This is a genomic window from Arthrobacter humicola, from assembly GCF_039531445.1.
Classification (GTDB): Bacteria; Actinomycetota; Actinomycetes; order Actinomycetales; family Micrococcaceae; genus Arthrobacter; species Arthrobacter humicola.
In genome coordinates, this window is record NZ_BAAAQB010000006.1 from 117,230 (window position 1) to 136,302 (window position 19,073).

Here is a 19,073-nt window from a genome sequence, read left to right on the forward strand (position 1 = left end):
TTCTGTATCAACTAAAGCCTGTTCGAGGCCGCGTAAACAGGGCTTGCGGACGGGTGCTGTCCGGGATTTCAGACGCCTCCAATGCTCCCCGCTGCCGCATCCCCTCTCCCCCGTTGCGCTATCACTTATGGCGCCTAAAACGCCCGGATAGGAGCCATAAGTGATAGCGCAACGGGGGTTGGCGGGGCTGCGGGTCAGGCGGGGCGGCCGTGGATTCGGATCGAGAGTTCGTCGGCGACCTTCTGGATCCGGGCGGCCAGAGCCGGCCACTGGTCTGCGGGCAGCTTGTCCTCGAGGAAGGTCACGGCGACAGCGGCGGTCGGCCACCCGACGTGGTCCGTCACGGCGGCGGCGATCGAGCCGAAGCCCGGCGTCACCTCACCGTGTTCGGTGGCGTAACCGCGCTGCCGGACCTGGTCCAGATGCGAGGACAGCGCGGAGTACTTCATGATGGGCGACTCGGTTTCGTGCCGGGCCGTGAATGCGGCGGCGTTCGGGTACAGGGCCCGCACCTGGGACTTCGGCAGCGCGGCAAGAATCGCGCGGCCGCTCGCGGTGAGGTGGCTGGGCAGCCGGACCCCGACGTCGGTCACGAGGGACGGGCGGTTTTTGGCCCGCTCTTCCACGATGTAGAGCACGTCGCGGCCGTGCAGCACGGCCAGGTGCGCGCTTTCGCCGATCACATCCACGAGCGAGGCAAGCATGGGCCGGCCCAGCCGGGACAGCGGCTCCTGGCGGGAATAGGCCGAACTGAGTTCGAACGCGCTGATGCCCAGGCCGTAGCGCTGCTCCTCGTGGAGGTGCAGCACAAATCCGTTCGCCTCCATCACGCCGAGCAGGTGGTAGACGCTGGAGCGCGGCAAGCCCAACGCGGTGGCAATGTTCGACGCCGCCATCGGCCCCCGCCTGGAGGCCAGCAGTTTGAGGATGCGCAGTGTGTTTTCCGCCGCCGGCACCTTCGAGGCCACCTTTCCGGCGGCGGCCCGGCGGACGGGCTTGGGTGCAGGCGCGCCGGGAGCGGCGGGGGCGATCACGGTCGCGGCGTCAGGAGCGGTTCCGAGGGTGCTCACGGCGCCTCCCGCGGCGCTGCTTGCCGGGCCGGCCGGGGCATTTCCGGGCGCCGCGGAAGCGGGCAGATGGTTCAGGGTAGGGCTGGTGGCTGGCATGGATCCTCTTCGAAAAACGGTTGGTGTCCGGTATCCCGTACTTAAGCATGCGCCCGGCGGGGCAGGCCCGCCAGACCGTCAGCCGCACGCCCTGTCTGGAATACCGGACAATCCCGCGTTCGACGCATCCGCCCGCCGGCCCCGCCCCGCAACCCTGCCCCGCCTATCCCGCCGAAGGACTACGATCTGGAGCATGAATCAGACGTGGGAGCCGGCCCAGGACGGCGTCCTGGTTCTTCCTTCCGGCCGGAGCATCCGCGGCCGCGGTCTGCACTATCCGCTGCCCGCCGGCCCGCTTCCCGAATTCGGCCTGTACCTGCTGGGGCAGCAGCCGCCCCCGGTGGAATGGGATTCCAGATGGCTCCTCTGGCCGGACCTGCGGCTGCCCGCGGACCGGCCGGACGCACTTGACGCGTTCCGGGAAGCCTGGCGCCGGGCCGCGACCGAACGGGTTGAAGTGGCCTGCTGGCGCGGCATCGGCCGGACGGGCACCGCACTGGCGTGCATCGCCATCCTCGACGGCGTCCCGCCCGGCCAGGCGGTGTCCTACGTCCGCCGCCAGTACCGGCGCCTGACGGTGGAAACGCCGTGGCAGCGCCTCTACGTGGCCCGCTTCCGCGGGGACACACCGTAGGACGCGCTCAAACAGCAAAGACGGTCACACGGTGACGACGGCCTTCCCGCGGACCTGGCCGTCGCGCAGGTCCCGGATCGCGGCCGGCGCGTCGGCCAGGGCGTAGCACCTGCCGACAACCGGCGTCACCGCGCCGGCCTCGATGAGCCCGGCCAGGAACCGGAGGTCCTCGGCGCGCTCTGTCGACATGACGCCCTTGAGCTGCTGGCCGACGAACGCGGAGAGCAGTGCCGCGCGGAGGGACCGTTCAAATCCGCCCGTGAGCCGCCCGCCGCCTTCCCCGCCGACGATGGCGAGGGTTCCCTTGGGTTTGAGGGCCCGTCGGAGGACGGAGAGCCGGCGGTTGCCGGCGGTGTCGACAATGAGGTCGAACTGCCTGGCCCCGTCCGCGAAGTCGTCGTGCGTGTAGTCAATGACATGGTCCGCGCCGATCGACCGGACCAGATCGGTCTTCGCAGTGCTGCACACCCCTGTCACCTCCGCCCCGAACGCCTTGGCAAGTTGCACCGCGTACGCGCCGACGCCGCCGGCCGCGCCGATGACGAGGACGTCCTGCCCGGGCTGGACCTTGCCGGTGTCCCGGAGCGCCTGGAGGGCCGTGACGGCGGAGATGGGAACGGCGGCGGCCTGCTCGAAACTGAGGTTCTTCGGCTTCAGCGCAAGACGGCTTTCCTTCGCGCACACGTATTCGGCGAAGGATCCCTCGCACGTCCCGTATACCTCGTCGCCGGGCCTGAAGCCGACCACATTCCGGCCGACGGCCTCCACGCGGCCCGCCACGGCCCGGCCCCGGATGCGCGTCTTCGGTTTCGTCAGCCCGTAGCCTGCAACCCGGGTCAGGTACGGCAGGCCGGTCATGAGGTGCCAGACGCCCTGGTCGACGCCGGCGGCCCGGACCCGGATCAGCACGTCGTCGTCGCCGGGGACGGGAACGTCGACGTCGCGCAGCTCCAGCACCTCAACGGAACCGTAGGTGTCCTGAATGATCGCTTTCATGATGCTTCTCCTTCAGAGTCGGGGTACTGGAAGACGTCGTCGAGCGGAACGTTGAGAACATGGGCAATCTGGAACGCCAGCTCCAGCGACGGCGAGTAGCGGCCCTGTTCGATCGCGATGACAGTCTGCCGGGTCACGCCGATGCGTTCGGCGAGTTCCGCCTGGGTCAGTTCGCCGTTTTCGAACCGCAGGCGCCGGATGGAGTTCGTGACCCTGGTCGGCTTCACCACGCCTGGAAACCCCGCCGGTAGGCCACGATCTTCGCCACGGAGGCCAGGATCGCCGAGGCCACGAAGGCCAGGTAGATGGCGTTGGCGATCCAGAACTGATTCACCTCGGCCATGGCCATGATGAGCGCCGCCACCGCCCCGATGACCACAAAGGACTGGCCGATATGCTCGCCGAAGCGGTAGATCTCCCTGTCCCGCTGGTCCTTCATGCCAGCGCCCTTGGCGGAGAGGCTGCGGATGAGAATGTGGAGGACGATCGACAGGACGATCGAGCTGCCGACCGTCCAGAGCAGCGGCGCCACGTACGGCACGTCCGTGAGCGGCATGCTCCCGGCCAGCCCGAGGACTGCCGCCAGATACACCGCGTAGGCTCCGGCCGCCATCACCCCCATGATCCAGGCGCTCTTTTCTTCGAATGACATGTGCCGCTCCCGCGCGATGAACCGGATGTAAAACAAACCTGACATGGCAAAAGTAAAGAAAACCTAACATGATGTCAAGAGTTTTCGACTTTCTCGGGTTGCCCGCGCGGAATTTCCCCACCTTTGACCCCACGACGCCGGGACGCGCCGGCGTCACGGGGCCACGCGCCGTCGCGCCCCGGCAAAGGCGGGGAAACCCGGGCGCGGCCCGCCGCATAGTCTGAAATCAAAGACACGAAGTCCCCGTGAGGCTCATCACAGCAGTGCCGGACATGGTCTGCTGGATAGCGATCCCCCTCCCAATGACGAGAAGGTATTCGCATGCAACAAGCCCAAACCGCCACCAAGCCGGCACCTGCAGAGGCAGGCACCGGCGGCGCAGCCACCGCCGTCGGCGCCGCCGTCGATTCCGTACTCAGCAGGGGGCTGAACGTCCGCCACATCCGCTTCATGGCGCTGGGCTCGGCGATCGGCACGGGGCTGTTCTACGGCTCCGCGTCCGCCATCCAGAAGGCCGGCCCCGCCGTCCTGCTGGCGTACATGATCGGCGGCGCCGCGGTCTTCATGGTGATGCGCGCCCTGGGTGAAATGGCGGTGCGGCATCCGGTGTCCGGGTCCTTCGGCCAGTACGCGAGCCGCTACCTGGGCCCGCTCGCCGGGTTCGTGACCGGCTGGACCTACGTCTTCGAGATGGCAATCGTCGCCATCGCGGATGTCACGGCCTTCAGCATCTACATGGGATTCTGGTTCCCCGGCGTGGAGCACTGGGTCTGGGTCCTGGCCATCATCTTCTTCCTGGCGGCCCTGAACCTGCTCAGCGTCAAGGTCTTCGGCGAACTGGAGTTCTGGTTCTCCCTGATCAAGGTGGCGGCCATCATCGCCATGATCGCCGGCGGCGCCGCGATCATCGTCTTCGGCTTCCAGACCGGCGGCGCCACCGTGGCGCCCGGGCTCGGCAACCTTGTTGATCACGGGGGCCTGTTCCCCAACGGGTTCGAAGGGCTCCTGGCCTCATTCGCGGTAGTGATGTTCGCGTTTGGCGGGGTGGAAACCCTGGGCATCACCGCCGGTGAAGCCGCCGATCCGAAAAAGGTCATCCCCAAGGCCGTCAACACCGTCCCCGTGCGCGTCCTGCTGTTCTACGTGCTGACCCTCGGCGTGCTGATGAGCCTGTTCCCGTGGGACGAGATCGGCAGCAACGGCAGCCCCTTCGTGCAGATCTTCAGCAGCCTGGGCATCCCGGCCGCGCCCCACATCCTCAACGCCGTGGTGATCACGGCGGCGCTCTCGGCCGTCAACAGCGACATCTTCGGCGCCGGCCGGATCCTCTTCGGCCTGGCCCGGCAGGGCCACGCCCCGGCGAGCTTCGGCAAGGTCTCCCGTCACGGGGTGCCGTGGATGACCGTGGTGATGATGACGGGCATCCTGCTCGTGGGGGTCGTCCTGAACGCCGTGATCCCGGAGGACGTGTTCCTGATCATCGCCTCGATCGCTACCTTCGCGACCGTCTGGGTCTGGGCCATGATCCTGGCCTCCCATGTCGCCATGAAACGCGAGATCGCCCGCAAGGGACTGCCGGCGTCGGAGTTCCCGTCCCCCTGGTGGCCCGCCGCATCCGTGCTGACCATCGCCTTCATGGCCCTGGTGATCGTGATCCTGGGCGCCTTCGAGGACACCCGGGTGGCCCTGTACGTCGGTGCCGTCTGGCTCTGCCTCCTGGTGCTCGCCTACCGGCTCTGGGTCCGCGGCCACGGCCGGGCCCGGGCCGAACTCACCGACGAAACGGCCCAGCTCCAGCAGGTTCCTGCGGGGCGGTAATCATGTCTCCCCCTCCCGGACCCCTCCCGGGAGCGCCCCGGGAGGGTTAAGATCAGGCATGGTTCCCGCCCCAAATCTTCTGGCTTTTGCCCTCGCGGCGCTCGTGCTCATCGCCGTCCCGGGGCCCAGCGTGCTGTTCGTGATCGGACGGACGCTGGCCCTGGGACGCAAGGGCGGTCTGTTGAGTGTCGCGGGGAACGCGGGCGGCGAGTTGGTGCAGATCGCCGCGGTGGCCGTGGGCGTCGGGGTGGTGCTGGCCCAGTCGCTCCTGCTCTTTAGCGTGGTGAAGTTTGCCGGCGCCGCCTACCTTGTCTACCTGGGGATCCAGGCCATCCGGCATCGCGGCAGCGGCGCGACGGCGGCAGACCCTGCCGACCCGTCTTCGACGGCCCGGGTGCTCCGCGAGGGATTCATTGTGGGCGCGACCAACCCGAAGTCGATTGTCTTCTTCGTGGCCGTGCTCCCGCAGTTCGTGGACTATTCTGCCGGCGCGATTCCGGTCCAGCTCGCCACGCTGGGGGCGGTCTTCCTGCTGATCGCCCTGGTCTCCGACAGCACGTGGGCCCTCGCGGCGGGAACGGCACGGCACTGGTTTGCCCGGTCGCCCCGGCGGATCGCCGCGCTCAGCACCACCGGCGGCGTGATGATGATCGGCCTGGGCGGCACCCTGGCACTGACGGGCAGCAAGAACTAACTGGGCCGCCCGCAGTTGGAAGCGGGCGGCGCCCGCCGGCGGACTACCGCGCCGACCAACCGCCGTCCATCGTGTAGCTGGCGCCGGTGACCATGCCGGCGTCGTCCGAGGCGAGCCACGCCACCAGCGACGCCACTTCCTCGGGCTCCACGAGCCGCTTGACCGCTGATTCGGTCAGCATGATCTTGGCGAGGACCTCGGACTCCGGAATGCCGTGCACCTTGGCCTGGTCCGCGATCTGCGACTCGACCAGGGGCGTGCGGACGTACCCGGGGTTGATGCAGTTGGACGTGACGCCGTGCGCGCCACCCTCCAGCGCGGTGACCTTGCTCAGGCCTTCCAGGCCGTGCTTGGCCGAGACGTAGGCGCTCTTGAATGGCGAGGCACGGAGGCCGTGAACGGAGGACAGGTTGATGATGCGGCCGAAGTTGTTGGCGTACATGTGCGGCAACGCGGCCCGGATCAGCAGGAACGGCGCCTCGAGCATGAGGGTGATGATGCACCGGAAGTCGGCCGGATCGAAGTCCTCGATCGGGCTGATGCGCTGGATTCCGGCATTGTTGACCAGGATGTCGCAGTCCAGGCTGAGCGTCTGGAGGGATTCGACGTCGAGCAGGTTGACGGCCCACGAGGTGCCGCCGATCTCGTCGGCGAGGGCCGCGGCGGCGGACTCGTCCACGTCCGCGATCACGACCTTGGCCCCGCGTGCGGCCAGGGCGCGGGCGCTGGCGGCACCGATCCCGCCGGCCCCGCCGGTGACCAGTGCTTTGCGTCCGTTCAGCGTGTTTTCCATTACTCAGCCTTCCATGTCAAAAATCTAATGAGGCGGCCGGCCCCAGCGTGGCGGGGGCCGGCCCAAACTCAAGCAGCCCGCAAACTCAAGCCGCCAGGTAACTCAAGCAGCTCAGCGTACGGCTGCAACGGACAGGCCCTCGCGTTCGGCGTCGGCCCGGTCCACGTCTTCCAAAGCGATGCCCTTGGTTTCCTTCAGGCTCAGGACTGCCACGGTGGTGATGGCGCAGGCGACCACCAGGTAGACCGCGGTCGGCAGCCAGGAGCCGGTGTCCTTGAGCCACTGGGTGGCCAGGAGAGGCGCCAGCGAACCGGCGAAGATCGAGGTGACCTGCGAGCCCAGGGAGACGCCGGCGTAGCGCATCCGGGTCGGGAACAGCTCCGACATCAGGGCCGGCTGGCCGGCGTACATGAAGGCGTGCAGGCACAAGCCGATGGTGACGGCCAGGACGATGATCACCGGGTTGCGGGTGTCGAACATCGGGAAGGCGAAGAACGGCCAGGTGGCGCCGGTAATGGCACCGACGAGGTAGACGGGCTTGCGGCCCCAGCTGTCCACGAGCCGGCCTATCTGCGGGATGATCAGGAAGTGCACGAGGTGCGCGATCAGCAGGGCGAGCAGCAGCGATGAGGTGTCGTACTTGTCCACTGTCTTGAGGTAGACGATCGAGAAGCTGACCACGAGGTAGTACATGATGTTTTCCGCGAACCGGAGGCCCATGGACTGCAGGATGCCCTTCGGGTACTTGCGGATGACCTCGCGGACGCCGTAGCTGACAGCCTGCTCGCTCTCCAGCTGGGCTTTGGCTTCGAGGAAGATGGGCGATTCGGAGACGTGGGTGCGGATGTAGTAGCCGACAAACACGATCACGGCGGAGAGCCAGAACGCCACGCGCCAGCCCCAGCCGAGGAAGTCGGCGGCGCTGAGCATGTTGGACATGATGAACAGGACCAGGGTGGCCAGCAGGTTGCCCACCGGGACGGCGGCCTGCGGCCAGCTGGACCAGAAGCCGCGGGTCTTGTTGGGGCTGTGCTCGGCGACGAGCAGCACGGCGCCGCCCCATTCGCCGCCCAGGGCGAAGCCCTGGATGAAGCGCAGGAAGACCAGCAGCGCCGGCGCCAGGTATCCGAGGGTGGCGAAGCCCGGGAGGCAGCCCATCAGGAAGGTGGAGACACCGATGATGACGATCGTGAGCTGCAGGGTGGGCTTGCGGCCCAGCTTGTCGCCGATCTGGCCGAAGACGATGCCGCCCAGCGGGCGTGCCACGAAGCCGACGGCGTAAGTCAGAAACGCCTGGATAATGCCGTCCAGCTCATTGCCGGTGGCGGGGAAGAAGTACTTGCCGAACACCAGGGTGGCGGCGGTGGCATAGAGGAAAAATTCGTACCACTCGACGACGGTTCCCACCATCGATGCTGCGACGATTTTCTTGAGCCCGGAACCCTTGGATGCGGGTGCGGCGGGGGATGTTGCAGAGCGTTCGTTTACGCTCATCTGGTTCTCCTTAGTGTCCACGGTGACACGCGCTGTGACGCACAGCACTGAAATGGCTCCATTGAGTATTGCCGCACATCCGCGGCGGTTCAATGGCCAAACGGGCACCCTATGTGTGCAGAATTGCAGATATGAACGCCAATCCTGATGACCTGCTGGTCCTGCTCGCCGTCTCCCGTTCGGCGAAATTCACGACGGCGGCCCAGACTCTCGGACTGAACCACACCACCGTCTCCCGGCGGATCGCGGCGCTGGAGAAGTCGCTGGGCGGCCGGGTGCTCTCGCGCGCGTCGGGCGGCTGGGAACTGACCGAACTCGGCGCCGAGGCCGTGCGGGTGGCCGAGCAGGTCGAAAGCGCCGTCCGGACCTTGGAACAGCCCGGGCACACGCCGGATCCCATCACCGGAGTGGTCCGGATGACGGCCACGGACGGCTTCAGCGCCTACATTGCCGCCCCGGCGGTGGCCCGGCTCCGCCGCCACCATCCCGGCCTCAGCGTCGAGATCATCACAGTGACGCGCCGGGCGCTGCAGCAGCGCTCCGGCCTGGACATCGAGGTGGTGGTCGGAGAGCCGCAGGTGCACCGGGCAGAGGCCGCACAGCTGGGCGAGTACATGCTGGGGATGTATGCCTCCCGGGACTACCTGGCCGAGTACGGGACCCCGGCCACCGTGGAGGAACTGACGGCACATTCGCTCGTTTACTTCGTCGATTCGATGCTGCAGGTGGACGATCTGGATGCCCCGCGGCGGCTGGTGCCGGCGATGCGGGACGGGCTGAGCTCGACCAATGTCTTTGTCCACGTGGAGGCCACGCGCGCCGGCGCCGGGATCGGGTTCCTGCCGTGCTTCGCGGCCGACCTCCATCCGGACCTGGTCCGTCTCCTGCCGGAGGAATTTGCCGAGATGCTCCCCTATTGGATGGTGCTGCGGCCCGATTCGATGCGCCGCCCGGCGGTCGCGGCCCTCGTGCAGGCCCTGCGGGAGCAGACCGCAGCCCACCGCGATGCCCTGCTGGGCCGGGGCGGAACCCCATCGACTGCTCCGTAGGCGCCCTTATGGAGCCCCAAAAGGGCCGTTACGGAGCAGTCGACGGCTGAGGAGGTTCGGACGGCCCTGGCGCCGAGGCCTGGCCTGCCGGGTCGTGGCGGACGGCGGCGCCGGCCGCGAATGCCCGCACCTTCTCGTCGTTCCAGATGTGGGCCGGCACCGCACCGCCGAGCAGGCGCCGCGCAAGGCCGGGATCGTCGTCGAACGGGAGGTCACTGCCGGCCATGATCATGTTGCCGTAACGCCGCCCCTTGAGCATGGCCGGATCGGCGATGAGCACCGTGTAGGCGAAGGCGTCCGCGATGGTGGCGGCGTCTTCGCGGGCATTCTTGAGGTCCGGGGCGTCGCCGGAATTCACGACGTAGACCCCTCCCGGCGCGAGGACGCGTTTGGCGTGCTCGGTAAATTCCCTCGTGGTGAGGGGGCGCGGGGTCAGTGATCCGGCGAAGACGTCGCGGATGATCAGGTCCCGGGTCTGCGGGGTCAGGCTCTCGGTGACTTCCCGGGCCTCCCCCACCCGCAGGCGCAGCAGCGGGGCTTTGGGCAGGTCAAACCAGCCCCGGACGTAGTCGGCCAGCTTGCCGTCCAGCTCCACCACGACCTGGCGGGCGTCCGGGTAGGCGGCGTGGAAATAGCGGGCCAGTGAACATGCTCCCCCGCCGAGGTGCAGGGCGCGCAGCTTGGGCTTGGACTCGCGGGGCCAGCGCGACTCGACCAGGGCGGAGATCCAGCGCATGTACTCGAAGTCCAGGAACAGCGGGTCCGCGAGGTCAATGTGCGAGCTCATGACGCCATTGATGCGCAGGAGCCAGCCGGTGGAATTGTCCTGGTCCGGGATCAGCTCGCAGTCTCCGGTGTCGATGTAGTACACCCCTGCCACGGGACCGGCCGGGCGGGAACCCTTGGGTACGTCCACGACTCCCGGCTCGGCGGCTCCTGCGACCCGGCCCCTGCCCCGCTTGGCCATCAGCTATCCCCCGCATTTTCCATGGTTCAACCCTAGTTCACCGGCATCCCCGGCCACTCCGTCCGGCCGAGTAACCCACATCCGCACCAAAATCAACAAACAAGGGTACTTACTATTTATTAGTAATCATGCTTACTATTTAACCGCAGCATGGCTGGCGTCTGATCAGCAGCCGATCTTTTTGAAAGAGAGCGAAGATGACAGAGAACCCATGGCCCCAGGATGGGAGCCTCGGCACCCCTACGGCTACCCAGCAGACTCCCCTCCGGCAGGCGTCCACGTTTCCGCCCGTCGCCGACGGCGAAATCTACAGCGCGACTCCGGACGGAGGGCCGTTAACCTCGCCCCCGACAACGGCCACCGGCGCTTCCACCACCGACACCACCAGGCATGAGGCCGCGGAGGTCTCCCGCCTGGCCGCGGATTCGGCCCAGAATGTGGCCGAGACGGCTAAGAGCGAAGCCACCCAAGTGGCTGCTGAGGTCAAAACGAACGCCCGACACCTCCTGCACCAAGCGCAATCAGACCTCACTGAACAAGCGGGTGTGCAGCAGCAGAAGGTGGCCCAGGGCCTGCGGTCCGTCTCGACCGAACTTCACTCCATGGCTGCGGCCTCCGAGCAGCCCGGCGTCGCCACCGACCTCGTACGCCAGGCCGCCGAGCGATCCTCCGCCGTGGCAACGTGGCTTGACGGCCGGGATCCCGGTTCGCTCCTGAACGAGGTGAAGTCCTTTGCGCGGCAGAAGCCGGGGACCTTCCTGTTGCTTGCGGCAGGAGCGGGTGTCCTGGCCGGCCGGCTCAGCCGGAGCCTCAGCGCAGGCGCCCCGGAACCGACCGGCGCTACGGCCGCCACTCCGTCGGCCACCGGCACTCCAGCGGCGCCGATCAGCCGGGTTCCGGACACCGGAAACGCGGTTCCGCCGCCGCCGGTCCAGATGCCGGCCCCGGAAACGACGACGGCGGGCTTCGCGGACCCTTACCCGCCGAACCCGCTGGATGTTGATCAGGTGGGCGACGGCAAGCGTCAGGACCCTTGGGCCTCCGAGCCCGTCGTGACCGACCCGCTCGGGCAGGATCCGCTCCGCAGCGACCCTCACGGCAGTGACGCCTTCGACGGTGGCCGTCGATGAGCGATATGCCTCCGACCGCCGCGCATGCCAAGGCCGAATCGTCGTCCCTCGGCGACCTATTGGGCGAGGTAACGAGGGACATGTCCATCCTGATGCGGCAGGAAGTCGAGCTCGCCAAGGTCGAACTCAAGCAGTCGGCCGCCCGGGCCGGCAAGGGCGCCGGCATGCTCGCCGGCGCCGGCGTCGCGGGACACTTCGTGCTTCTGTTCCTGTCCCTGGCGCTCTGGTGGGCACTCGGGAGCCTGATGGGGCTGGGCTGGTCCGCCGTCGTCGTCGCCTTGATCTGGGGCATCGTTGCCGCCGTCCTGGCCACGACCGGCCGCAAGGAACTCAAGGCCATCAACGGCCTGCCTCAGACCTCCGAGACCCTGCAGGAAATCCCGCCCACGCTCAAACCCAACCCCTAGTTCCAGCGAGGAAACACGATGAGTGAAAACCCGGATGTCATCCGAGCAGATATCGAAGCTACCCGCGCACGTCTTGGCACCAACGTCGATGCCGTGGCGGACAAGGTCACGCCGTCGCACATCGTCCAGCGGCAGACCGACAGGGTCAAAGAAAACGTCAAGGACGCAGTCTTCGGAGTGAAGGAGAAAGTCATGGGGACGGCCGACCACACCGTCGGGAGCATGCACGCGGCTGCCGGCAGCGCCGGCGCACACGTGAGTGACGCCGGCACCGCGATCGGGGACGCCCCGGCGCAGGTCAAGACCAAAACCCAGGGCAACCCCCTGGCCGCAGGTCTGATTGCGTTCGGGGCAGGCCTGTTGGTCTCCTCCCTGATCCCGGCGAGCCAGAAGGAACGCGAAGCCGCAGATGCACTGAAGACCGCGGCCGAACCGCTGACCACGGAACTCACCGAGGCCGCCAAACACGTGGCGGAAGGCCTCAAGGAGCCGGTCCAGGCCGCAATGGAAAACGTCAAGGCGACAGCCGCCGACGCCACCGAGCATGTCAAGACCGAGGGCCAGTGGGCAGTTGCTGACGTCAAGGATCGCACCGTCGAGGCCAAGGACAACGTCCAGCAGGCCTGATCCCGTTCGAACCCGGCCGGCCGTCCTGCGCTCACGCGCCGGACGGCCGGCTGATGCACTTAACCCCGAAGGAAGAACTTCCATGTTCAAGAACCCCGCCGCGGCCGCCACTTCAGCCGACGCCGAAACCCCGGAGAGCAGCACCGCCAAGGCCCGGACCGCACCCCCTCCGGACGACTCCCGCAAGCCGGACAGCCCCACCGAGGTGACCAAGCCGTCGTGGAAGTACATCGCGAAGAAGACGCTGCGGGAATTCACCAAGGACCAGTGCCCCGATCTCGCCGCGGCCCTCACCTACTATTCGGTCCTCTCAATCTTCCCCGCGCTCTTGGCGCTCGTGTCCCTGCTCGGCATTTTCGGCCAGGCCGGGAAGACCACGTCGGCGCTCCTGGAGATCGTCCAGGGCTTCGCGCCCGCTGAAACTGTGGACGCCATCCGCCAGCCGGTCGAACAGCTCAGCAGTTCCTCCACTGCCGGATTTGCACTCGTAATCGGCATTCTCACCGCACTCTGGTCCGCCTCCGGCTACGTCGGGGCGTTTGGCCGGGCTATGAACCGGATCTACGAAATTGACGAGGGCCGGCCGTTTATCAAGCTACGGGGCACCATGCTCGTCGTCACCGTTGCCACCTTGCTGATCGTCGTCGCCCTCGCCTTCATGCTGGTTCTCAGCGGGCCTGTGGCAGAGTCCGTCGGCAAGGCGATTGGCCTGGGCGGGATCGTCCTCACCGTCTGGAACATTGCCAAATGGCCGGTAATCCTGCTGCTCGTCGTGCTCGCGATCGCCATCCTGTACTACACCACCCCCAACGTGAAGCAGCCCAAGTTCCGGTGGATGAGCCTGGGGTCCTTCATCGCCCTGATGATCTTCCTGCTGGCTTCCCTGGCCTTCGGGTTCTACGTGGCCAACTTCAGCAGCTATAACAAGACTTATGGCGCTATCGGCGGTGTCATCATCTCGCTGCTGTGGCTCTGGATCCTGAACATGTCACTGCTGTTCGGCGCGGAGTTCGACGCCGAGATGGAACGCGGCCGGCAGCTGCAGGCCGGAATCGAGGCGGAAGAGACCATCCAGCTGCCGCCTAGGGACACCAAGCAGAGCGACAAGCTGCAGGCCCGGGAGGAAGAGGACATCCGGCACGGACGCGAACTGCGCGAGCAGCAGGCCGGCTCGCGGGACCAAAGCCCCTAGCCATTGACGGACCGCCGCGTTCTACTGGGGCTGCACGTATAGCCGGGCGAAGGGGTGCGTCCGCCGAGCCGGGAGGAAGAATGTCGGCACCCGCAGAGCATCAAGGCGGCGTCGTGGCAGTCGGCTACGGCGGGTCCGAGGCAGCCCGGCTTGCCGTCCGCTGGGCCGCCGGCTACGCGGCCGCCACCGGGCTCGACCTTCGGGTGGTCCACGCCTGGGTATGGCCGGTCTTCACCAAGAACCTGGGCCCCGTCAAGGGAGTGGCCGGCAGCGGACTGCGGCACTCCGCCGAAGCCATCCTCGCGGAAGGCGTCGAATTGGCCCGCAGCGCCCTCCTGGAGGCAACCGGGGTGGGGGCAGCCGGCGTCGAACCCGCCACTGAACCGGGCACCCGGCCCGGCGTCGAACCCCCTACCGAACCCCGTGAAGCAGCGCCCGGCGACGCGGCCGAGGCCGGGCTCGAAGCAGCCGGCATCGAACGATTCACGTCCCTTACCGAACCGGAACACCCCGGTCCCGCCGTCGACGGCGTCATCGAGGCCGGGCTCGCCGCGCCCGTCCTGCGCGACGCCGCCCGGGACGCGCGGCTACTGGTGGTCGGCAGCCGGGGACTTGGCGCCGTCCTGGGCCCCGTGGCGGGTTCGGTCTGCCTTGACTTGGCCGGCTCGGCACACTGCCCCGTCATGGTGATCCGGCGCCCGAGCATCCCCGGCGGCCCCGTCGTGGTGGGGGTCGACGCATCGCCCCGCAGCCACGCCACTCTGGCCGAGGCCGTCCGGCTGGCTGGAATTCTCGGCGCCCCGCTGCACCTCGTCCATGTGGACACGCTGCGGGGCGGGGCACGGGAGGAACACGGCCGCCATGCCAGGCTCCTCGGCGAAGAGCTGCTGGACCACGCCATCGACGAGGCCCGGGCGTTGGCCCCCGGGCTGGAAGTGTCCGGCGTCCTGTTCGGCAGCCATGCCGCCGCCCGGGAGCTCCTTGCCGCCGCAGCCGACGCCGACGTCCTGGTACTCGGGACCCATAACCCCTCGACGGGACCCGGCAACACGGTCTCCGCCGTGCTGCACAAGGCGCGCTGCAACGTGCTCGTCAGCCGCTGACCGCCGCTGACGGATCCAAGGGAGCGGCGACGAAGCGCATGGAAACCGCATGAAACAACATCGGGACTGCAGTAAAGGAGGCCGCGGTGCGCGCCTGGCGGGTTGAACGTCCGGGGCCGATTTCCGGCGGACCCCTCGTGGCTGGCGACTGCCCGGATCCCGTGCCCGGGCACGGGGAGGTCTTGCTCAAAGTGCGCGTCTGCGGCGTGTGCCGTACAGACCTGCACCTGGCCGAGGGCGACCTCGAACCCCGGCACCCCGGGACCATCCCGGGCCACGAAGTGGTGGGTGAGGTGATCGGGCTCGGCCCGGGTGCGGCCAGGTTCGGCCTCGGCGAACGGGTGGGGGTGGCCTGGCTGGGCGGCACGTGCGGCGCCTGCCGCTTCTGCGTGCGCGGCCAGGAGAACCTGTGCCTGTCCCCCACGTTTACCGGCTGGGACCGCGACGGCGGGTACGCCGAGCTCGTCACAGTGGCCGAGAACTTCGCCTACCGGATCCCGGAGACGTTCGGCGACGAGCAGGCTGCGCCGCTCCTGTGCGCAGGCATCATCGGCTACCGTGCGCTGAGCCGGGCGGAACTGCCGATCGGCGGCCGGCTGGGCATCTACGGCTTCGGCGGCTCCGCGCACCTGGCGGCCCAGATCGCACTCTACCGGGGTGCCCGCGTGTACGTCATGACCCGGTCCGCGGAGGCCCGCCGGCTGGCCCTGGATCTGGGCGCGACGTTCGCCGGCGGCGCCGAGGAACAGCCACCGGATCCCCTCGACGCCGCGATCCTCTTTGCCCCCGCCGGCGGGCTGGTGCCGGTGGCGCTTCGCGCCCTGGACCGCGGCGGCACGCTCGCCGTCGCCGGCATCCACCTGAGCGACATCCCGCCGCTGCACTACAGCGACGAGCTCTTCAACGAACGCCAGCTGCGCAGCGTCACGGCCAATACCCGGGCCGACGGCGAGGAATTCCTCCGGATCGCCGCCGAGATCCCGCTCCGCCCCACCACCATGGCGTACCCGTTCGAGGCCGCGGATCAGGCACTGCGGGATCTGGCCGAGGACCGGATCACGGGAGCGGCCGTGCTGCACATGGAGCACACATAGCCCGCACGTGCCGTCAGCCGGACGGCCCGGCGGCGCGAAGGAACTCGTGCTCCCGGCCAGCCCGGATCAGCACCTTCTCCGCGCCGACCCGCACCAGCACCGGGGCGGCGTCCCCCGGGGCCGCGGACACCCTGAGCCGGTCCGGTCCGAGGTGCACCGCCAGCAGCTGGTCACGGTAGCGGACCTGGAATTCCACCCGGTGCAGCTCCGCCGGCGGCCGCGGGGTGAAGTCCAGGGCATCGCGGGTGATCCGGAGTCCGGCGAAGCTGCGCTGGACAACGTCGATCGAGCCCGCCATGGCGCCCAGGTGGATGCCTGTGCTCGTGGTGCCCCCCTGCGTGTCGTCCAGGTCCGTGTCCAGCGCTTCCCGGAACGTGGCCCACGCCCGCTCCGGATCCCGCTGCGCCAGCACGGAGGCGTGGGTGACCCGGCTGAGCGTGGAACCGTGCGCGGTCCGGGCCAGGTAAAAGTCCACCGTGGCCGCGATGTGCGCCGGCTCGACGTCGTAGCCCATCCGGCGCAGGAACCCCAGGAGCTGGTCCTCGCCCAGGACGTACAGGAGCATCAGGACGTCCGCCTGTTTGGCCAGCCGGTAGTGGTTGGTGCTGTCGCCTTCGGCCTCGAGGATCAGGTCCAGCCGTTCGATGTTCCGGTAGGCGCGGCGGTAGTGGTTCCAGTCGAGTTCCCGGAGTGCGCCGTAGCCGTCGAACTGGCTGATGATGCCGTCGTCGTGGAAGGGGACGAACATGCGCCGGCTCAGGTGAGCCCAGGCGTCGATTTCCGCCCGCGTGATCTCCAGCCGTGACCGCAGCTCCTCCATGTCGAACCCCTGCACGGAGTGCATGATCCAGACGGCCTGGTCGAAAACCCAGGCCGCCATGATGTTCGTGTACGCGTTGTCGTCCAGGCCGCCGCCGGGGTTGCCCGGATGGCCGGTGTGATACTCATCGGGCCCCATGACGCCCTTGATGTGGAAGCGGTCCTCCGCAGCGTCATGCGCTGCCATGGATGCGAACAGCCGGGCGACGTCCACCACAATCTCAGCACCGTGCCGGGTCAGCCAGCCCCGGTCCTGGGTCGCTTCGAAGTACTGCCATGCGTTGTAGGCGACCGCCAGACCCACATGCCGCTGCAGATGGGAGTAGTCAGGCATCCAGTGACCGGAGAGCTTGTTGAACAGGAACTTGGGTGTCTGTTCGGTGCCGTCGCTGCCGCTCTGCCAGGGAAAGAGGGCGCCGCGCAGCCCGGCCTTGCGGGCCGCGTCCCGCGCCGTTCCCAGGCGCCGCCAGCGGTAGTCAATCAGTTCGCGGGCCACCGCGGGCAGCCGGGAGTTCAGGACCGGCAGGACGAACAGCTCATCCCAAAAGATGTGGCCCCGGTAGCCTTCGCCGTGGAGCCCGCGGGCCGGGACCCCCGCGTCGAGCTCGGCCGTGTGGGTGGTGAGCGTCTGCAGCAGGTGGAAGACGTGGAGGTTCAGGATCAGCTGCGCCTGGGACGGGGCATCGGATTCGATGATGAACGGCGCCAGGAGGAGGCTCCACGCCGTCTCATGGGCTGCCAGCAGTTCGCCGAAGTCCTGGGGTGCGCGCGCCAGCACGGCGAGCGCGGCCGAGACCGGCGAGGCGATCGCGTGGTCCCGCGACGTCGCGACGGCCACCGTCTTGGTGACCGTGACGGGGACGGCGTCCGTGACCGGCAGGTCGAAGCGGTGTCCGTGCAGGCCCCCGGCCGGCTCGGTAATACCGGCCGGAACCCCGCCGGCTCCGGGTTCCGGCTGCGGCTGTCCGCCGCCGGAAATCCGCGTCCGCAGCGCCAAGGCGATCCCGATCTTGCTCCCGCTCGTCTGCATCTCCACCGTCAGCTGCGAGGCGTCCGGCCCGGCCCCGGAGGAGGAGGACACCGTCACCGCCGTCAGGTGCCGGTTGGCCAGCTGGGCGTCCTCGGGCACGTTGGAGTTGGTGACGCCGGTGTCGCAGCCGCTGCGGACGCTGACGGTTCCGCTCCACCCGACGGCGGTCAGCGTCGTCTCCAGCGCGGCCAGATGGGGCTCGGCCATGGAGACGAGCCGGCGCTGTAGCACCTGAAGCTGCCGCCCGGCGTCGTCCTCCAGAACCGCTTCCCGGGTCAGCAGGGCGCGTTTGAGGTCCAGCGTGCGGCGCTCACTGCGGAGCGTCAGGCCGCCGTCGGACCACCAGTTGCCGTCGCCTATCCTGACATCCAGCGGCAGCCAGTCCGGGATGTTGACCATGTGTTCGTCCACTGTCACCTCGCCCTGGACATTGCTTGTCAGGCTGTTGTAAACGCCTGCGAGGTAAGTGCCGGGATAGTGGACTTCGCCCGCGCGGTGCTCCGGGGCGGCGCCGCGGGTGGCCAGATAGCCGTTGCCGAGGGTGGTCAGCGCCTCCCGGTGCCGTTCGTGGGCCGGGTCGAATCCCTCGTAGACCAGCAGCCACGGGTGCGTGATGACCAGCCCGATGTCCAGTTCGCTGACGTCTTCAACCACGACGTCGGCGCCCGCGGCTTCCAGCGCGGCCCGCCGCCCGGCCCGGTCGAGGCCAACTACGAGCCCGAAGCCTCCGCGCCGCCCCGCTTCCACGCCGGCCGCGGCGGCGGCGATCACCATGGCCCGGGCCGGGGTGATCTCCATTCTGCGGACGGCCTCCAGGACCAAAGCCGGCGCCGGCATTCCGGCGACGTCGTGGTCCAGGGCCGTCTGGCCATCCACGATGTGATCAAAGCCGTCGCCAAGGCCCGCGGCGGCCACGATTGCGGCGGCATTCCGGCTGGAGGTGGCGAGGACGACCGGGATCCGCCCTGCGCGGAGCCGCTCGAGCAGCGCCACGGTACCGGGGAAGACCGGAACGGGACCGCCCGCGAGCATGTTTTCGAAGATCCCGCCCTGGCGCTGCGCGAGTCCGAACGCCGTCCACTCCGCCGGGCCGTCCGCGGGCGAGCCGCGGGGAATGGCGACGCCGCGCGAGGCCAGGAAGGTAGCCACGCCGTCCTCCCAGGTCCGGCCCTCGACGCAGCGTGCGAAGTCGCCGTCCGTGAAGGGCCCGCGCCGCGCGTCGGCGGGAAGCCGGGGGTCCTTCATGATGTCGTCGAAGAGCTGTTTCCAGGCTGCCGCGCGGAGCTCTCCGGTGTCGGTCACGACGTCGTCGAGGTCAAAGATCACGGCGTCGACGGGGGCCAGCGCGGCGGCAACTGTGGGCGACTCCGTCATGGCCCAGTCCTATCAGCGATCGGTGCGCCGCGAC

Annotated in this window: 18 protein-coding genes; 10 read left to right on the forward strand and 8 right to left on the reverse strand. The window is 68.4% G+C overall.

From position 1 onward, the window contains the following. Positions 1–194: 194 nt before the first annotated feature. Complete coding sequence (locus ABD243_RS01465) at positions 195–1,166, reverse strand: IclR family transcriptional regulator (RefSeq protein ID WP_344361246.1); 972 nt, start codon at positions 1,164–1,166, stop codon at positions 195–197. A 193-nt stretch (positions 1,167–1,359) separates the two neighbouring features. Here ABD243_RS01465 and ABD243_RS01470 point away from each other — a divergent pair, with 193 nt between their 5' ends. Further along, positions 1,360–1,800 (forward strand): protein-tyrosine phosphatase family protein, encoded by a 441-nt coding sequence (locus ABD243_RS01470; protein ID WP_344361249.1) that lies wholly within the window; start codon positions 1,360–1,362, stop codon positions 1,798–1,800. A 24-nt stretch (positions 1,801–1,824) separates the two neighbouring features. Here the strand turns inward: ABD243_RS01470 and ABD243_RS01475 are convergent, their stop codons facing one another. Genes ABD243_RS01475 through ABD243_RS01485 form a run of 3 tightly spaced genes read right to left on the reverse strand, consistent with a single transcriptional unit; the run spans position 1,825 to position 3,493 of the window. Next, positions 1,825–2,796, reverse strand: coding sequence for an NAD(P)-dependent alcohol dehydrogenase (locus tag ABD243_RS01475; RefSeq protein WP_344361252.1), 972 nt, complete (start codon positions 2,794–2,796; stop codon positions 1,825–1,827). Further along, a complete protein-coding gene (locus ABD243_RS01480) occupies positions 2,793–3,026 on the reverse strand; it encodes a helix-turn-helix transcriptional regulator (RefSeq protein WP_116765537.1) in 234 nt (77 codons plus the stop codon). Before ABD243_RS01480 ends, ABD243_RS01475 begins: the two co-directional genes overlap by 4 nt. Beyond that, positions 3,020–3,493 carry a hypothetical protein gene (locus ABD243_RS01485; RefSeq protein WP_344361255.1) on the reverse strand — a complete coding sequence of 158 codons (474 nt, stop codon included), beginning with the start codon at positions 3,491–3,493 and terminating at the stop codon, positions 3,020–3,022. The genes ABD243_RS01480 and ABD243_RS01485 overlap by 7 nt, the downstream gene beginning before the upstream one ends. Before the next feature lie 276 nt (positions 3,494–3,769). Here ABD243_RS01485 and ABD243_RS01490 point away from each other — a divergent pair, with 276 nt between their 5' ends. Next, on the forward strand, positions 3,770–5,266 hold the full coding sequence (locus tag ABD243_RS01490; RefSeq protein WP_344361258.1) for an amino acid permease: 1,497 nt from the start codon (positions 3,770–3,772) through the stop codon (positions 5,264–5,266). 58 nt (positions 5,267–5,324) lie between these two features. Continuing rightward, positions 5,325–5,960, forward strand: coding sequence for a LysE family translocator (locus tag ABD243_RS01495; protein WP_116765535.1), 636 nt, complete (start codon positions 5,325–5,327; stop codon positions 5,958–5,960). 43 nt (positions 5,961–6,003) lie between these two features. Here ABD243_RS01495 and ABD243_RS01500 read toward each other — a convergent pair whose 3' ends face one another. Together ABD243_RS01500 and ABD243_RS01505 are read right to left on the reverse strand one after the other, a co-directional pair. After that, positions 6,004–6,753 (reverse strand): 3-hydroxybutyrate dehydrogenase, encoded by a 750-nt coding sequence (locus ABD243_RS01500; protein ID WP_344361261.1) that lies wholly within the window; start codon positions 6,751–6,753, stop codon positions 6,004–6,006. A gap of 111 nt (positions 6,754–6,864) precedes the next feature. Next, positions 6,865–8,247, reverse strand: a complete 1,383-nt coding sequence (locus ABD243_RS01505) for an MFS transporter (RefSeq protein ID WP_344361263.1) — start codon at positions 8,245–8,247, stop codon at positions 6,865–6,867. 131 nt (positions 8,248–8,378) lie between these two features. On the opposite strand from ABD243_RS01505, the gene ABD243_RS01510 reads away from it, so the two are divergent. After that, positions 8,379–9,296 carry a LysR family transcriptional regulator gene (locus tag ABD243_RS01510; RefSeq protein ID WP_344361266.1) on the forward strand — a complete coding sequence of 306 codons (918 nt, stop codon included), beginning with the start codon at positions 8,379–8,381 and terminating at the stop codon, positions 9,294–9,296. Positions 9,297–9,324: 28 nt separating this feature from the next. Here ABD243_RS01510 and ABD243_RS01515 read toward each other — a convergent pair whose 3' ends face one another. Next, positions 9,325–10,263, reverse strand: a complete 939-nt coding sequence (locus tag ABD243_RS01515; protein ID WP_344361268.1) for a spermidine synthase — start codon at positions 10,261–10,263, stop codon at positions 9,325–9,327. Between the two features lie 197 nt (positions 10,264–10,460). On the opposite strand from ABD243_RS01515, the gene ABD243_RS01520 reads away from it, so the two are divergent. The 6 genes from ABD243_RS01520 to ABD243_RS01545 all read left to right on the forward strand — a co-directional run bounded on the left by ABD243_RS01520 (position 10,461) and on the right by ABD243_RS01545 (position 15,816). Further along, positions 10,461–11,393, forward strand: coding sequence for a hypothetical protein (locus ABD243_RS01520; RefSeq protein WP_344361270.1), 933 nt, complete (start codon positions 10,461–10,463; stop codon positions 11,391–11,393). A gap of 5 nt (positions 11,394–11,398) precedes the next feature. Then, the gene (locus ABD243_RS01525) at positions 11,399–11,800 is read left to right on the forward strand and encodes a phage holin family protein (RefSeq protein WP_116765529.1); all 402 of its coding nucleotides are present in this window, start codon (positions 11,399–11,401) and stop codon (positions 11,798–11,800) included. A gap of 18 nt (positions 11,801–11,818) precedes the next feature. Beyond that, on the forward strand, positions 11,819–12,427 hold the full coding sequence (locus tag ABD243_RS01530; protein WP_344361272.1) for a DUF3618 domain-containing protein: 609 nt from the start codon (positions 11,819–11,821) through the stop codon (positions 12,425–12,427). Positions 12,428–12,509: 82 nt separating this feature from the next. Then, a complete protein-coding gene (locus tag ABD243_RS01535) occupies positions 12,510–13,619 on the forward strand; it encodes a YihY/virulence factor BrkB family protein (protein WP_344361274.1) in 1,110 nt (369 codons plus the stop codon). A gap of 80 nt (positions 13,620–13,699) precedes the next feature. Then, positions 13,700–14,722, forward strand: coding sequence for a universal stress protein (locus ABD243_RS01540; RefSeq protein ID WP_344361277.1), 1,023 nt, complete (start codon positions 13,700–13,702; stop codon positions 14,720–14,722). 86 nt (positions 14,723–14,808) lie between these two features. Further along, positions 14,809–15,816, forward strand: coding sequence for a zinc-dependent alcohol dehydrogenase family protein (locus ABD243_RS01545; protein ID WP_344361279.1), 1,008 nt, complete (start codon positions 14,809–14,811; stop codon positions 15,814–15,816). A gap of 13 nt (positions 15,817–15,829) precedes the next feature. Here the strand turns inward: ABD243_RS01545 and ABD243_RS01550 are convergent, their stop codons facing one another. Then, positions 15,830–19,039 (reverse strand): HAD family hydrolase, encoded by a 3,210-nt coding sequence (locus ABD243_RS01550; protein ID WP_344361282.1) that lies wholly within the window; start codon positions 19,037–19,039, stop codon positions 15,830–15,832. Between the last annotated feature and the right edge of the window lie 34 nt (positions 19,040–19,073).

Excerpts from the sequence above, each read along its gene's own strand:
- ABD243_RS01465 (WP_344361246.1), bottom strand. The coding sequence starts at position 1,166 with ATGCCAGCCACCAGCCCTACCCTGAACCATCTGCCCGCTTCCGCGGCG.
- ABD243_RS01470 (WP_344361249.1), top strand. The coding sequence starts at position 1,360 with ATGAATCAGACGTGGGAGCCGGCCCAGGACGGCGTCCTGGTTCTTCCT.
- ABD243_RS01475 (WP_344361252.1), bottom strand. The coding sequence starts at position 2,796 with ATGAAAGCGATCATTCAGGACACCTACGGTTCCGTTGAGGTGCTGGAG.
- ABD243_RS01485 (WP_344361255.1), bottom strand. The coding sequence starts at position 3,493 with ATGTCAGGTTTGTTTTACATCCGGTTCATCGCGCGGGAGCGGCACATG.
- ABD243_RS01490 (WP_344361258.1), top strand. The coding sequence starts at position 3,770 with ATGCAACAAGCCCAAACCGCCACCAAGCCGGCACCTGCAGAGGCAGGC.
- ABD243_RS01495 (WP_116765535.1), top strand. The coding sequence starts at position 5,325 with ATGGTTCCCGCCCCAAATCTTCTGGCTTTTGCCCTCGCGGCGCTCGTG.
- ABD243_RS01500 (WP_344361261.1), bottom strand. The coding sequence starts at position 6,753 with ATGGAAAACACGCTGAACGGACGCAAAGCACTGGTCACCGGCGGGGCC.
- ABD243_RS01505 (WP_344361263.1), bottom strand. The coding sequence starts at position 8,247 with ATGAGCGTAAACGAACGCTCTGCAACATCCCCCGCCGCACCCGCATCC.
- ABD243_RS01510 (WP_344361266.1), top strand. The coding sequence starts at position 8,379 with ATGAACGCCAATCCTGATGACCTGCTGGTCCTGCTCGCCGTCTCCCGT.
- ABD243_RS01515 (WP_344361268.1), bottom strand. The coding sequence starts at position 10,263 with ATGGCCAAGCGGGGCAGGGGCCGGGTCGCAGGAGCCGCCGAGCCGGGA.
- ABD243_RS01520 (WP_344361270.1), top strand. The coding sequence starts at position 10,461 with ATGACAGAGAACCCATGGCCCCAGGATGGGAGCCTCGGCACCCCTACG.
- ABD243_RS01525 (WP_116765529.1), top strand. The coding sequence starts at position 11,399 with ATGCCTCCGACCGCCGCGCATGCCAAGGCCGAATCGTCGTCCCTCGGC.
- ABD243_RS01530 (WP_344361272.1), top strand. The coding sequence starts at position 11,819 with ATGAGTGAAAACCCGGATGTCATCCGAGCAGATATCGAAGCTACCCGC.
- ABD243_RS01535 (WP_344361274.1), top strand. The coding sequence starts at position 12,510 with ATGTTCAAGAACCCCGCCGCGGCCGCCACTTCAGCCGACGCCGAAACC.
- ABD243_RS01540 (WP_344361277.1), top strand. The coding sequence starts at position 13,700 with ATGTCGGCACCCGCAGAGCATCAAGGCGGCGTCGTGGCAGTCGGCTAC.
- ABD243_RS01550 (WP_344361282.1), bottom strand. The coding sequence starts at position 19,039 with ATGACGGAGTCGCCCACAGTTGCCGCCGCGCTGGCCCCCGTCGACGCC.